Here is a 14,104-nt window from a genome sequence, read left to right on the forward strand (position 1 = left end):
GGTCCAGAAGCATGTCTGGGTCGGTCTGCAGAGCATTTACGGAATCGGCCGGTCGCGGGCCAAGAAGGTCTGCGTCGACGCGGGCGTGGTCGCAACCACCCCGATCAAGTCGCTCAGCGAAGGCGAGGTCGAGAAGATCCGCGCCGAAGTCGCTAAGTACACGGTCGAAGGTGACCTCCGCCGCGAAATCGGCATGGCGGTCAAGCGTCTCATGGACCTCGGTTGCTACCGTGGCCTGCGCCATCGTCGCGGCCTGCCGGTGCGCGGCCAGCGCACGCGTACCAACGCCCGTACCCGCAAGGGTCCGCGTCGTCCGATCAAGAAGTAACGGATACCGATTATGGCTAAGCCGGTTAAGACCAAGAAGAAGATCAAGCGCGTCGTCACGGATGCCGTGGCCCACGTGCAGGCTTCTTTCAACAACACCATCGTCACGATCACCGATCGCCAGGGCAATGCCCTGTCGTGGGCGACGGCTGGCGGCGCGGGTTTCCGCGGTTCCCGCAAGTCCACCCCGTTCGCTGCTCAGGTTGCCGCCGAAAAGGCTGGCCGCGCTGCGGGCGACTACGGTGTGAAGACCGTGGAAGTGCGCATCAAGGGCCCCGGCCCGGGCCGCGAGTCGGCCGTGCGCTCTCTGAACGCGTTGGGCTACAAGGTGCTCAACATTATTGACGTCACGCCGATTCCGCATAACGGCTGCCGTCCCCCCAAGAAGCGTCGCGTCTAAGGAGCATAACCATGGCCCGTTATCGTGGAGCTACCTGCAAGCTGGCGCGTCGTGAGGGTGCCGACCTCGGTCTGAAGAGCCCGGCTCGCGCGCTTGATTCCAAGTGCAAGCTCGAAAACAAGCCCGGTCAGCATGGCGCCAACAAGCGCGCCCGTCTGTCGGACTACGCCGTACAGCTGCGTGAGAAGCAGAAGGTCAAGCGCATCTACGGCGTGCTTGAGCGTCAGTTCAGCAACTACTACACCAAGGCTTCGACCCAGAAGGGCAATACGGGTGAAAACCTGCTGCGCCTGCTGGAAAGCCGTCTCGACAATGTCGTCTACCGCATGGGTTTCGCGGTCACCCGCGCCCAGGCTCGCCAGCTCGTGGCCCACAAGTCCGTCACGGTCAACGGTAAGAAGGTCAACGTGCCTTCGTACCACGTCCGTCCGGGCGACGAGGTCTCGCTGACCGAGAAGGCCCGTACGCAGTTGCGCGTGCAGGAAGCGGCGACGATCTACGACACGATGGACCTTCGTCCGTCGTGGGTCGAGGTCGACAGCAAGAAGTTCGCGGGTACGTTCAAGGCCGTCCCGGATCGTGGCGATCTCCCGGCCGATATCAACGAAGCCCTGATCGTCGAGCTTTACTCGAAGTAATCCACCGGAGCCTTGCATGGCAGTTTCGTCAACTAGTGTGCTGCGGCCTCGTGGCCTCAGCGTCGAGCAGCTTGGAGCGAACCGCGCGAAGGTGGTGGTCGAGCCGCTCGAGCGTGGCTTCGGTCACACCCTGGGCAACGCGCTGCGCCGCGTGCTGCTCTCTTCGATCCCGGGCAGCGCCATCGTCGAGGTCGAAATCGACGGCGTGCTGCACGAGTACACCACCCTCGAAGGTCTGCAGGAGGACGTGATCGAAGTCCTGCTGAACCTCAAGGATGTCGCCATCCGCCAGCATACCGGTGACGAAGTCACCCTTACGCTGTCGAAGAAGGGCAAGGGCGTGGTCACCGCGGGCGACATCGCGGTCGACCACTCCGTCGAAATCGTCAATCCGGAGCACGTGATCTGCCACCTCACCAAGGATGTGGCCCTGAACATGCGCTTGAAGGTGCGTCGCGGCGTCGGCTACCAGCCGGCCAGCGCGCGCCAGCACCCGGACGACGAGACCCGGCCGATCGGCCGTCTGCAGCTCGACGCGTCGTTCGCGCCGGTCCTGCGCGTGGCTTACGAAGTGGACGCGGCTCGTGTCGAGCAGCGCACCAACCTCGACAAGCTCGTGCTCGACATCGAGACGAACGGCACCATTGGCGCTGAAGACGCGGTCCGCAAGGCCGCCGAGATCATCAACGACCAGCTGTCGGTCTTCGGTGACTTCTCGCGTCGCGAGAGCGATTCGACCAAGGCGGAGAAGGGCGGTTTCGATCCGCTGCTGCTCCGTCCGATCGACGACCTCGAACTGACGGTCCGCTCGGCGAACTGCCTCAAGGCCGAGAGCATCTACTACATCGGCGACCTGGTTCAGAAGACCGAGGTCGAGCTGCTGAAGACGCCGAACCTGGGCAAGAAGTCGCTCACGGAAATCAAGGATGTGCTTGGCGGGCGCGGTCTCGCGCTCGGCATGAAGCTCGAGAACTGGCCGCCGCCGGGCCTGTCCCACGGCATGCAGCTGGGCTGATGTTCCACGGGGCGATCGTTATTCGATCGCCCCGATCCTTTGTTCCAACCGGTGGATGCCTCGCGCATTTCCTCCGGAGTTCCAGAACGGTCCGCAGAGGCCGTGCTCTTATAACGAGGCGTTCTTACAGCCTCGAAAAGCGGGTAACCGCGGAAAGCCGGATCATCCTGGCCGGTTTTTCATAACAACAGACCTTAGAGAGTAAACGCCATGCGCCACCAGAAATCCGGTCGCAAGCTCAACCGCACGAGCAGCCACCGCGAAGCCATGTTCAAGAACATGGCCTCGTCGCTGATCAAGCACGAGCTTATCCGCACCACCCTTCCCAAGGCGAAGGAACTCCGTCGCGTCGCCGAGCCGCTCATCACGCTCGCCAAGACCGACGGCGTCGCCAACCGCCGCCTGGCTTTCTCGCGCCTGCGCGACAAGCAGGCCGTCGGCAAGCTCTTCGTCGAGCTGGGTCCTCGCTACCGCGAGCGTCCCGGTGGCTACCTGCGTATCCTCAAGTGCGGCTTCCGCCCGGGCGACAACGCCCCGATGGCGTACGTCGAACTGGTGGACCGCCCGGCCAAGACCGAAGCCGTCGACGCCGAATAAGCGTCCGTGATTCGATCGAACGAGAACCCGGCAGGGCGACCTGCCGGGTTTTTTTGTGGGAGCCGCTTCAGCGGCGATGGCTGCTAGCGGCGAGCATGCCCGCTGCCGCAGGATCGCCGGCACAGCCGGCTCCCACAATGTTCGATGGTGCGCGCGTTCAGCCACAAGTACCTGTCTTGGTTGCAAAAGAAACTTCGGGCCAGGACTTACAACTGCCTCCACAAAGCGTTAACGTGGGTGTCCCGCATCGCAGCATTGATCGCATGAGCCTTCGCACCTGGTCGTTCCGTACGCGTTACCTCGCCGGCTTCGTCGTCTGCGTGGGACTCATGGCCTTCGCGCTCTATGCGCAGTACGTGATGCACCTCGACCCGTGCCCGCTGTGCATCTTCCAGCGCGTGGCCGTGTGCTTCATGGGCTTGTCCTTCCTTGTCGGCGGTCTGCACGCGCCGCGGCGGACCGGTGGCCGCGTCGTCTACGCCGCACTCATCGCGCTCGGCGGACTCTGGGGCATCGCCACGGCCGGCCGTCACCTGTGGCTGCAGTCGCTCTCGCCGGACCAGGTCCCCGCGTGCGGCCCCGGCCTGGGTTACCTCTTCGACGCCTTCCCGTTCACGAAGATGCTGAAGCTCGCATTCACCGGCTCCGGCGAGTGCGCAAAGGTCGAGCCGATCCTGGGCGTGCCCATGCCGGGCTGGACCCTGCTCTGGTTCGTCGTGCTCATCGTCTGGGCCTTCCTGGCGGTTCGCCGTTCCGTTCGTTGACTTTCCGCGCCGCGCAAGGCGCATCCACGCAGGCAGTATCGACATGCAACACTCCCTCAAAGCCGTAACTCCCCCGTCCGTCGACTGGACGCCGGGATCGTGGCGGTCGAGGACCGCCCTGCAGCAGCCCACCTATGAGGACGGCGCGGAGCTCGCGCGCTCCCTGGAACAGCTGGGCGACCTTCCGCCGCTGGTCACCTCCTGGGAAATCCTTGCGCTGAAGCAGCGCATCGCCGAGGCCCAGGACGGCGAGCGGTTCCTGCTCCAGGGTGGCGACTGCGCGGAAAGCTTCGCCGATTGCAGCAGCCCGATCATTTCCAACCGCCTGAAGGTCTTGCTGCAGATGAGCCTGGTGCTCGTGCACGGCCTGAAGAAGCCGGTGCTGCGCGTAGGCCGCTTCGCGGGTCAGTACGCGAAGCCGCGTTCGGCGGACACTGAGACCCGCGACGGCGTCACCTTGCCGGCGTTCCGCGGCGATCTGGTCAACAGCCCGGAATTCACCCCGGAAGCTCGCCGCGCCGACCCGCAGCGCCTCATCAAGGCGCACGCCCGCTCTGCCATGACGATGAACTTCGTCCGCGCACTGATCGACGGTGGCTTTGCCGACCTGCACCATCCCGAATACTGGGACCTCGCCTGGGTGGAGCATTCGCCACTGGCGGCCGAATACAGGCGCATGGTGGCCAGCATCGGTGACTCGCTGCGCTTCATGGAGACGCTGGCGGGCCAGTCGATCTCCAGCTACTCGCGAGTGGATTTCTACACCTCGCACGAAGCGCTGCTGCTGCACTACGAGGAAGCGCTCACCCGCCAGGTGCCGCGCCAGGACGGCTGGTTCAACCTGTCCACGCATTTCCCGTGGATCGGCATGCGCACGGCCGCGCTCGATGGCGCGCATACCGAATACTTCCGCGGCATCCGCAATCCGATCGCCGTGAAGGTGGGCCCGACGGTCCAGGCGGACGATCTGCTGCGCCTCATCGACGTGCTCAATCCGAACGAAGAGCCGGGTCGCCTCACGCTGATCCATCGCATGGGCAACGACAAGATCGCCACGCAGTTGCAGCCGTTGCTCGAAGCGGTGAAGCGTGAAGGCCGCCGCGTGCTTTGGGTGGCCGATCCTATGCACGGCAACACCGAGAGCACGAGCAACGGGTACAAGACCCGGCGCTTTGCGAATATCGCCGGCGAACTCGACCAGGCCTTCGACATCCACGCCGCGGCGGGCACGCGCCTCGGCGGCGTGCACCTGGAACTGACGGGCGAGAATGTCACGGAGTGCCTTGGCGGGGCCCGTGGCCTCGTGGAGCAGGACCTCGACCGCGCGTACAAGTCGATGGTGGATCCCCGCCTCAACTACGAGCAGTCGCTGGAACTCGCGATGCTGATCGTGAGGAAATCCGGCGGTATGGTCTGACTGTTTGTGGAGAGCCAGCTATGCCGGCGATTTGTGGGAGCCGGCTATGCCGGCGATCCCGCGGTAGCGGGCAGGTTGCCCTTATGCAGCCTGCCGCGCGAGCGCCCACGCAACATGTTCGCGAACCATGTCCGACGGATGATCTGCACGCGCCTTCAGTGCGGCGATAATTTCATCGCTGTGTGGCGCGTTGCCGAGTCCCACCGCGAGGTTGCGTAGCCATCCTTCGTAACCCGTCCGGCGGATGGCCATGCCTTCCGTGCGGGAAAGAAATTCCCCTTCGCTCCATGCGAACAGCTCGACGAGCTTCGGCCCGTCGAGGCTGTGTCGCGGGGCGAAGTCGGGTTCCGTGGCGTCCTGGGCGAACTTGTTCCACGGGCAGATGAGCTGGCAGTCGTCGCAGCCGAACACGCGGTTGCCCATCGGTTCGCGCAACTCCAGCGGGATGCTGCCCTTCAGTTCGATGGTGAGGTACGAGATGCAGCGGCGCGCATCGAGGCGATAAGGCGCGACGATGGCCTGGGTCGGGCATATGTCGATACAGCGGCGGCAGCTGCCGCAGTGGGCGCTTGCCGGCGCATCCACGGGAAGGGGAAGGTCGGTGTAGATCTCGCCGAGGAAAAAATACGAGCCGGCGCGCTTGTTGATCAGCACGGTGTGCTTGCCGATCCAGCCGAGGCCCGCGTTGCGTGCGATGGCCTTCTCCAGCACCGGTGCGGAATCGACGTAGGCGCGGTACTTGAACTCGCCGATGCGCTCTTCGATGCGCGTCGCCAGTTTCTGCAAACGGTTGCGCATGAGCTTGTGGTAGTCGCGGCCCAGCGCGTATCGCGCCACGTACGCTTTCTCGCCGTCGCGGATCACGTCCCACGCGTTCGGCATGCCGGGAGGAATGTAGTCCATGCGCAGCGAGATGACGCGGAGCGTGCCGGGTTCGAGTTCGGCCGGGCGACTGCGGCGCGTGCCGTGGCGCGCCATGTAGTCCATCTCGCCGTGGTGGCCTTCCGCCAGCCAGCTTTCCAGATGCGCCTCGTCGTCGCCGAGGTCGGTACCGGCGATGCCGGTGTCGGCGAAACCCAGTTCCCGTGCCCAGAGCTTGATGTCCCGGGCCAGGGAGGCGTAATCGATGGAAACGGACATGCCGCTATTCTAGCGGCCCTCCTATAATCGGCCGATGACCGCCATCGATCCGGATATCGCCCTCTTCACATCCGCCCAGGCGCGCGCGATCGACCGGCGCGCCATCGACGGGCTCGGCATTCCAGGCTTCGAACTGATGACGCGGGCCGCTTCCGCGGCTTTCGCCATGTTGCAGCGCCGCTGGCCTTCGGCACGGCGCCTGCGCGTGGTGTGCGGCACGGGGAACAACGGTGGCGATGGCTACCTGGTGGCGCGTGATGCGCTCGCCGCCGGACTGGCGGTGGATGCGGTGGCGCTGGGACTGCCACGCAGCGAGGACGCCGTGCGCGCCCGGGCCGCCTTCGAGGCGCTGGGCGGCACGGTGCATCCGTTCTCCGCTTGGCGGCGCTTGCCCGTGGCGGATATCATGGTCGACGCCTTGTTCGGCACCGGGTTCGACCGTGCGCCGGAAGGCGAGGCGCGGGAGGCCATCGAAGCGATCAATGCCGCCGGTGTTCCCGTGCTCGCCCTGGACGTGCCCTCCGGCCTGTCCGCCGACACAGGCGCTTGTCCCGGTGTGGCGGTGCGCGCGGCGGCCACGGCTACCTTCATCGTACGCAAGCGTGGCCTGCATACGCACCGCGCGGAGATCGCCGGCGACATCGAGCTGCACGCATTGGACCTTCCGCGGGACATCATGGAGGCGCCGGATGCATGCCTCATGGTCGCAGCTGGCTTGCCGCCGCGACCGAAGGATTCCCACAAGGGCGGGAACGGCCATGTGCTGGCGATCGGTGGGGATCACGGCACGGGCGGGGCGATCCGCATGGCGGCGGAAGCGGCACTGCGCACCGGTGCGGGCCTCGTCAGCGTGGCCACGCGCGAGGACAACGTGCCGGCCATGAACGCAGCGCGGCCGGAGCTGATGGCGCATGGCGTGAACGGTCCGCAGGCGTTGCAGCCGATGCTGGACAAGGCCTCCGTCGTCGCACTCGGCCCGGGGCTGGGGCAGGGTGCCTGGGGCCACGCATTATGGACGACGGCCCTCGACATGGACCTGCCGACGGTTCTCGACGCCGACGGACTCAACCTGCTGCATGCGGAGCCGCGCACGCTTCCGGCGAAAACGGTGCTCACTCCGCATCCGGGAGAGGCGGCCCGGCTCCTGGGCATCGAGACCGTCGCGGTACAGGCGGATCGTTTCGCCGCGGCGCGTGAGCTGGCGCGCCGCCACCGCGCGGTCGTGGTGCTCAAGGGCAACGGCAGTCTCGTCGCCTCGCCCGAGGGTGAGCTGTCGGTCTGCCCATGGGGGAATCCCGGCATGGCCAGCGGGGGCATGGGCGACACGCTCACCGGAGTCATCGCCGGCTTGCTGGGGCAAGGATGCGATCCCTACCGCGCCGCATGCCTCGGTGTGGGCTTGCACGCCCGCGCGGCGGATATCGCGGCCAGGGCGGGTGAGCGGGGCATGCTGGCCGGCGACTTGCTCGATCCGCTGCGGCGGCTCGTGAACGGGTTGGACGCATGAGCCTCGATCAGGTTCTTTCCGACGAAGCGGCAACGGTCGCATTGGGACAGCAGCTTGCCGCCCGACTGCAGGGAGGCCTGGTCGTGTACCTGCACGGCGACCTCGGTGCCGGCAAGACCACCTTCGCGCGCGCCTTCCTGCGCGCCCTCGGCGTCGGCGAGCGGGTGAAGAGCCCAACCTACAGTTTGGTCGAGGGCTACGACTTCGACGGCCGCCGCGCCTTCCATCTCGACCTCTACCGCATCGCCGATCCCGGCGAACTCGAGTGGCTGGGCCTGGACAGCCTGGCCGAACCCGGTGCGATCGTGCTGGTGGAATGGCCGGAGCGCGGCGCGGGAGCGCTGCCGCCGGTGGACCTGGAACTCCACTTCAGGCACGAGGGCGGTGGGCGGGTCGTAAGTTTCGAACCGCGTTCCGCCGCGGGCCGGCAACTCATCGGCGACCTCTAGCCACAACATCCGGCCACCGAAAAAGCAGGTCGGCGCCCGCGCCGCCCTGAGAGTCTTCTGACGATTTGCGGCCCATTCCTGTACGCCCGTTGACGAAGTGTTCGCAGGTTATGGATTAACAAGGCAAATCTCTTGCATTCAGCGGGCGCTTGCAGTTCAATCCGGGCCGTATGAGGGGAATCGCCGTCAAACTTAGCCTTCTTGCGTGCGTGACCGCCGTCGCGACGCTTTTGCCTGTCCGTTCGACGGCCGCGGACGTCAAGGCTGCACGCGTCTGGGCTGGCCCCGAATACACGCGCGTGGTGTTCGACCTGTCCGGCCCGGCCAACTACAAGATGTCGGCCGGCGATACGCCTGGCAGCGTCGTACTCGATATCGCGGGCAGCGCCGTCACCGGCGATTTCTCGGCGCCGGGCGGGCAGGGACTCTACAAGTCGCTGACCACCGTGAAACAGGGTGCTGCCGCACGCCTGGTGGCGAAGGTCGACCCCACCGCCAAGCCGAAGAGCTTCCTCCTGAAGCCGGCCGGCGACTATGGCTACCGCCTGGTGCTGGATCTTTACCCAGGTGGGCAGAGCGATCCGGGCGACAACCCGGTCATCGACGATACGCCGGCCGTCGCGAAAGCCGTGGCGTCGGCCTCGCGGGATACGCGCACGAAGACGGTTCCCCCGGGCAAGCCCCCCATGCTCGCCACGGAGCGCAAGGTGGTGGTGGCTATCGACGCCGGCCACGGCGGTGAAGACCCGGGCGCGCGCGGCGCGACCGGCCTTCGCGAGAAAGACGTCACCTTGCAGGTCGCGCGCGAACTGGCGGACCAGATCAACCGTCAGCCCGGCATGCAGGCCGTGCTCACCCGCAACGGCGACTACTTCATTCCCCTGAAGCGCCGCTACCAGATCGCCCGCGAGCACAACGCGGACATGTTCGTGTCCATCCACGCGGACGCGTTCAAGAACAGCGACGCCAAGGGTTCTTCCGTGTGGGTGCTCTCCCCGCGCGGCAAGACCTCGGAGGCCGCACGCTGGCTGGCCGACCGGGAAAACCGCGCCGACCTCGTCGGCGGCGTCTCGCTCGACGACAAGGACGACACACTGGCGGCCGTGCTGCTCGACCTCCAGCAGGGCTACGCCATGCAAGCCAGCGAATCCATCGCCGGCAACGTGCTGAAGGCCCTGGGTCGCCTGGGTCCCACGCATCGCGGCTACGTGGAGCGCGCCAACTTCGTGGTGCTGCGCTCGCCGGATGTGCCGTCGATCCTCGTCGAGACGGCCTTCATCACGAATCCGTCGGAGGAAAAGCGGCTGCGTGACGAAGACCATCGCCGCAGCCTCGCCACGGCGGTGCTCGGTGGCGTGCGCAACTATTTCGAGTCGATGCCGCCGCCGGGAACCTGGTTCGCTGCGCAGGCGGCCCGTCGTAACGGCACCCTCGTGGCGTCCTCGCGGTCGTCCGATGACGGTGACGCCACGCCGTCGAAGCCTTCCCGCGACGACGCGGCGCCGGCGAAGGCCGCGTCGCCGAAGCCGGCCGCCCCGACGCTTATCGCCAAGGCGGCCGCTCCGTCGCCTGCGAAACAGGTTGGCGGCCGTGCCGACGACAACGTCCGCGATGTGCACCGGGTCAACCGGGGCGAGACGCTCACCGGCATCGCGCAGCAGTACGGCGTGTCGGTCGGCGCGCTGAAGCTCGCCAACAAGATGACCGACAACACCGTACGCGTCGGCTCGGTCATGGTCATTCCCTCGGGCTGAGTCCGTCCGCGTACCCGCGCCTGGCGTATCCGGGGGGCGGCCTGCCCCGCCTTCGGCTATCCTTCGAGGCTTGCAAGCCCGTCAGGTCACGCCGTCATGCCCATTCGTCCCCTGCCGCCGGAACTGATCAACCAGATTGCCGCCGGCGAAGTCATCGAGCGGCCCGCTTCGGTGGTGAAGGAGCTGGTCGAGAACAGCATCGATGCCGGTGCGCGCCGCATCGAGGTCGACATCGAACAGGGCGGCGTCAGGCTCATCCGCGTGCGCGACGACGGCGGCGGCATTCCGCGCGACGAACTGTCGCTGGCCGTGGCCTCGCATGCCACCAGCAAGATCGGCAGCTTCGACGACCTCGAGCGCGTGTCGAGCATGGGATTCCGCGGCGAGGCGCTGGCCTCGGTGTCTTCGGTGGCGCGCTTCTCGCTCACGTCGCGCCAGGCGGGGGACGATTCCGCATGGCGCATCGAGGTCGACGGTGGACGCATGCAGGACGTCCGGCCCGCCCAGCATCCGCAGGGAACCACGATCGAGGTGCGCGATCTTTTCTACAACGTGCCCGCGCGCCGAAAGTTCCTTCGTGCGGAACGCACGGAATTCGCGCATATCGACGATCTCCTGAAGTCCCTGGCGCTGGCGCGCGAGGGCGTGGATATTCGTCTCAGCCACAACGGCAAGCCGGTGCGTCTGCTCAAGCCCGCGCGCGACGAGAACGCCGCGCTGGCACGCGTGGCGGAAGTGCTGGGTCCGGAATTCCCCGGACAGGCGCTGCGCGTGGAACACGAGGCGGCGGGCATGCGTCTCTCCGGTTGGGTGGGCTTGCCGACCGCATCGCGCTCGCAGGCGGACCAGCAATATTTCTACGTCAATGGACGTCTGGTGCGCGATCGCATCGTGGCGCATGCCGTGCGTCAGGCTTACGCGGACGTGCTCTTCCATGGCCGCCATCCGGTATTCGTGCTGTTCCTGGAGCTCGATCCGGCCGGCGTGGACGTCAACGTGCATCCGGCCAAGAATGAAGTGCGCTTCCGCGAGCAGCGCCTGATCCACGATTTCCTCTTCCGCACGTTGCACGAGGCGCTGGCGCAGACGCGTGCCGGCGCGGCCATGCCCGTGGCCGAATTGGGCGAGCCGATGGCCGCCGGCGCTGTGGGCGCCTTCATCGACCATCGACCCCTGGCGTCCCCTTCGTCCCTGCCGTCATCGACACCCGCATGGCCGCAGCAGTCCAGTCAGTCGCGGCTCAATCTCGGCGTGCGGGAACAGCCGCTTGCCGATTACTCCACGTTGTTCGGGTCGACGATGTCGCGTCCCGCACCCTTGCCGGCCGGCAGCGAGGCGGACGAGGGCGATGTGCCGCCGCTCGGTTACGCCATCGCGCAACTGAAGAACATCTACGTGCTGGCGGAGAACGCGCACGGACTCGTGCTCGTCGACATGCACGCCGCGCACGAGCGCATCACCTACGAGAAACTCAAGAGCGGACGCGTCACCGCGAACCTTCGTTCGCAGATGCTGCTGGTGCCTATGTCCATCGCGGTGAGCACGAAGGAGGCTGCCGCGGCGGAGGAGCACGCCGACGCCCTGGGCGAATGGGGTCTCGAACTCTCCCGCAGCGGTCCCGGTGCCGTGGTGGTGCGCCGTATCCCCTCGTTGCTTGAAGGCGCCGACGTCGCGCAACTCACCCGCGATGTACTTGGCGAACTCGCGCAGCACGGGAGTTCGCGCCGACTCGAAGAGCTTGAAAACGAGTTGCTTTCAACGATGGCCTGTCACGGGTCCGTGCGCGCCGGCAGGCGCCTTGGCATCCCGGAGATGAATGCGCTGCTGCGCGAGATGGAGGCCACCGAACGCTCGGGACAATGCAACCACGGACGACCGACGTGGGTGCAGCTGTCGCTGGGTGAACTCGACAAGCTTTTCCTGCGCGGGCGTTGAGGCGGAAGAAACATTCACTTTGCGAGATTGCGATGACTTCTCATGAACACGACGTCGCCGCCGCGCGTGCGCGGCGCCTGGAACTGCTCACGGCGCCGGGCGGCTGGCTCAGCCTGATCGGATTCGAATGGTTGCAGGAAGGGGCAAATCGCGTCGGTAGCGCTAGCGACAACGACATCGTGCTGACGACAGGTCCCGCGAGACTCGGGACGATCGCGCTCGCGCCGGACGGCACCACGACGATCGAACTGGCGCCTGGCAGCGATGCACGGGTGGACGGACAAGTCGTCGAGCGCGCAACGTTGCGCGACGATGCGAAAGGAAGCACGCCGAGCGAAGTCCGCTTCGGTTCCGCCACGCTCTTCGTCATCGAGCGCGACGGGCGCAAGGCAGTGCGTGTAAAGGACGAACAAGCCGCGTCGCGCACCGGCTTCCAGGGGCTGGAGTACTTCCCGATCGACCCGACGTGGCGCGTGGTCGCGGACTGGGTGCCGTTCGATCCCCCCTACGAGCTCGAGCTTGGCACCGCGATCGGCACCATCGAGAAGGAGAGGGTGCCGGGCAAGGCCGTGTTCACGCGCGATGGGCGTGTATTAGAGCTTTACCCTGTCCAGGAGGTACCCGAAGCGCTGTTCTTCGTCTTCGGCGATCTCACGTCCGGCAAGGAAACGTATGGCGCGGGGCGGTTCCTCGACACGGGGCTTCCGGTGGACGGCAAGCTGGTCATCGACTTCAACGAGGCGCGCAATCCGCCGTGCTCGTTCACGCCGTACGCCACCTGCCAGCTTGCGCCGCCGGAAAACCGGCTGGATGTTTGGGTCGAGGCAGGCGAACTGAAGTACCGCGGCGGGCACTGATGTACCGCTTCGTGGGCCAGGCTTTGTGTGGGAGCCGCTTCAGCGGCGATGGGTGTCTCGCGGCGAACTTGCCCGCTGCCGCGGGATCGCCGGCATAGCCGGCTCCCACAACGGTTCTGTCTGTGGCTGCCTTCAAATGCCCTTGAAGCTCGCCTTGCGGCGTTCGAGGAACGCGCTGGTGCCTTCGCGCATGTCCTCGGTGGAGAATGCGATGGCGAAGCCCTGCGTTTCGAACGCCAGGCCCTGGTCGATCGCGCATTCGCCGCCTTCGATCACGGTGTCCAGGATGCCCTTCAGGGCCAGCGGCGCCGCGGCGGCGAGCTGATCGGCCATGGCGTCCACCGTGGCGTCGAGTTCGTCGGGGGCCACCACGCGCGTGACGAGTCCGAGCCTTTCGGCACGTGCCGCATCCACTTGCTGGCCGAGCAGGCACAGCTCGAGCGCGGCACCGCGGCCGGTGAGCCTCGTAAGCCGCTGCGTGCCGCCGAAGCCAGGGATCAGCCCGAGGCCGATCTCGGGCTGGCCGAACCGTGCCTTCTCGCTGGCGACGCGCAGATGGCATGCCATTGCCAATTCCATCCCACCGCCGAGCGCGTATCCCTGGATCTTCGCGATCACCGGCTTGCCGAGGCGTTCGATCGTGAGCATGAGGTCTTGCCCCGCGCGCGATGCCGCCTGGGCCTGCACCGGCGACCATGCGGTCATCTCGGAGATATCGGCACCCGCCACGAAGGCCTTTTCTCCCGCACCCGCGAGCACCACCACCCGTACGGCGTCGTCCTGCGCCGCCTGGCGGAACGCGATGGTCAGTTCGCCGATGGTCTCGCGGTTCAGCGCGTTGAGCTTGTCGGGGCGGTTGACGGTGATCGTGCGGACAGCGCCGCGGTCGGCGGTGGCGAGGGTGCGAAAGGCCATGACGGCTCCTGGTGAATGGGGCGGACGTGCCGAAAAGCCGGATGGTAACGCAGGCAGGGGAACCTTTACCCCTCGTACGGCGTCTCAGGAAGCAATGGGCGGGCCGCGTGCCGATGGACTATCCTCCACGCACGCCAACGGTTCCGGATTCACGGAGAACGGGATGTCACCCTTGCGTTTCCTGGTCGTGTTCGTCGCGCTGGCGCTGGCAAGCGGTGTCGCCTGTGCGCAGTCGGCGCCCACGTTGCCCGCTTCGGGTGCGCCGGCCATCGACAAGACCAAGCTTTCCTATGCCATCGGTTACCAGATCGGCACACAGTTCGCGAACAGCGCGCAGCCCGATGTCGACATCGCCGTGCTGGTGAAGGCCTTGCAGGACGGCTATGCGA

General features: G+C 66.4%; 15 protein-coding genes. 13 read left to right on the forward strand and 2 right to left on the reverse strand.

All coding sequences use genetic code 11. The annotated features are described in order from the left end of the window. The 7 genes from rpsM to ACPYOD_RS18055 all read left to right on the forward strand — a co-directional run. Nucleotides 1-328 (forward strand): 30S ribosomal protein S13 (rpsM, locus tag ACPYOD_RS18025; RefSeq protein ID WP_481303083.1); only part of this gene is annotated, 328 nt, incomplete at its 5' end. A gap of 12 nt (nucleotides 329-340) precedes the next feature. After that, complete coding sequence (rpsK, locus tag ACPYOD_RS18030; RefSeq protein ID WP_007513384.1) at nucleotides 341-727, forward strand: 30S ribosomal protein S11; 387 nt, start codon at nucleotides 341-343, stop codon at nucleotides 725-727. Between the two features lie 11 nt (nucleotides 728-738). Continuing rightward, nucleotides 739-1,365, forward strand: a complete 627-nt coding sequence (rpsD, locus tag ACPYOD_RS18035) for a 30S ribosomal protein S4 (RefSeq protein ID WP_029213873.1) — start codon at nucleotides 739-741, stop codon at nucleotides 1,363-1,365. Nucleotides 1,366-1,381: 16 nt separating this feature from the next. Further along, nucleotides 1,382-2,380, forward strand: coding sequence for a DNA-directed RNA polymerase subunit alpha (locus ACPYOD_RS18040; protein ID WP_167022115.1), 999 nt, complete (start codon nucleotides 1,382-1,384; stop codon nucleotides 2,378-2,380). Nucleotides 2,381-2,590: 210 nt separating this feature from the next. After that, nucleotides 2,591-2,977: a 50S ribosomal protein L17 gene (gene rplQ / locus ACPYOD_RS18045; RefSeq protein WP_481291667.1), complete on the forward strand. Its 387-nt coding sequence runs from the start codon at nucleotides 2,591-2,593 to the stop codon at nucleotides 2,975-2,977. Between the two features lie 263 nt (nucleotides 2,978-3,240). After that, on the forward strand, nucleotides 3,241-3,741 hold the full coding sequence (locus tag ACPYOD_RS18050; protein WP_481303084.1) for a disulfide bond formation protein B: 501 nt from the start codon (nucleotides 3,241-3,243) through the stop codon (nucleotides 3,739-3,741). A gap of 43 nt (nucleotides 3,742-3,784) precedes the next feature. After that, nucleotides 3,785-5,158 (forward strand): class II 3-deoxy-7-phosphoheptulonate synthase, encoded by a 1,374-nt coding sequence (locus ACPYOD_RS18055; RefSeq protein ID WP_481303085.1) that lies wholly within the window; start codon nucleotides 3,785-3,787, stop codon nucleotides 5,156-5,158. An 81-nt stretch (nucleotides 5,159-5,239) separates the two neighbouring features. Here ACPYOD_RS18055 and queG read toward each other — a convergent pair whose 3' ends face one another. Then, nucleotides 5,240-6,298 carry a tRNA epoxyqueuosine(34) reductase QueG gene (gene queG / locus ACPYOD_RS18060; protein WP_481303086.1) on the reverse strand — a complete coding sequence of 353 codons (1,059 nt, stop codon included), beginning with the start codon at nucleotides 6,296-6,298 and terminating at the stop codon, nucleotides 5,240-5,242. A 34-nt stretch (nucleotides 6,299-6,332) separates the two neighbouring features. Here queG and ACPYOD_RS18065 point away from each other — a divergent pair, with 34 nt between their 5' ends. The 5 genes from ACPYOD_RS18065 to ACPYOD_RS18085 all read left to right on the forward strand — a co-directional run bounded on the left by ACPYOD_RS18065 (nucleotide 6,333) and on the right by ACPYOD_RS18085 (nucleotide 12,800). Next, nucleotides 6,333-7,805: an NAD(P)H-hydrate dehydratase gene (locus ACPYOD_RS18065; protein WP_481303087.1), complete on the forward strand. Its 1,473-nt coding sequence runs from the start codon at nucleotides 6,333-6,335 to the stop codon at nucleotides 7,803-7,805. Beyond that, the gene (tsaE, locus tag ACPYOD_RS18070) at nucleotides 7,802-8,254 is read left to right on the forward strand and encodes a tRNA (adenosine(37)-N6)-threonylcarbamoyltransferase complex ATPase subunit type 1 TsaE (RefSeq protein ID WP_481303088.1); all 453 of its coding nucleotides are present in this window, start codon (nucleotides 7,802-7,804) and stop codon (nucleotides 8,252-8,254) included. The genes ACPYOD_RS18065 and tsaE overlap by 4 nt, the downstream gene beginning before the upstream one ends. 170 nt (nucleotides 8,255-8,424) lie before the next feature. Next, entirely contained in the window at nucleotides 8,425-10,008 is a 1,584-nt protein-coding gene (locus ACPYOD_RS18075) for an N-acetylmuramoyl-L-alanine amidase (protein WP_481303089.1), read from the forward strand. Nucleotides 10,009-10,104: 96 nt separating this feature from the next. After that, complete coding sequence (gene mutL, locus ACPYOD_RS18080) at nucleotides 10,105-11,943, forward strand: DNA mismatch repair endonuclease MutL (RefSeq protein WP_481303090.1); 1,839 nt, start codon at nucleotides 10,105-10,107, stop codon at nucleotides 11,941-11,943. A 32-nt stretch (nucleotides 11,944-11,975) separates the two neighbouring features. Next, complete coding sequence (locus ACPYOD_RS18085) at nucleotides 11,976-12,800, forward strand: DUF1684 domain-containing protein (protein WP_481303091.1); 825 nt, start codon at nucleotides 11,976-11,978, stop codon at nucleotides 12,798-12,800. 132 nt (nucleotides 12,801-12,932) lie between these two features. Here ACPYOD_RS18085 and ACPYOD_RS18090 read toward each other — a convergent pair whose 3' ends face one another. After that, a complete protein-coding gene (locus tag ACPYOD_RS18090; RefSeq protein ID WP_481303092.1) occupies nucleotides 12,933-13,715 on the reverse strand; it encodes an enoyl-CoA hydratase/isomerase family protein in 783 nt (260 codons plus the stop codon). 163 nt (nucleotides 13,716-13,878) lie between these two features. Between ACPYOD_RS18090 and ACPYOD_RS18095 the strand changes: the two genes are divergently transcribed. Further along, nucleotides 13,879-14,104, forward strand: a 226-nt coding sequence (locus tag ACPYOD_RS18095) for an FKBP-type peptidyl-prolyl cis-trans isomerase N-terminal domain-containing protein (protein WP_481303093.1), incomplete at its 3' end; no start/stop codon positions are given.

This window comes from Luteibacter sp. HAY1-4A, from assembly GCF_056755355.1.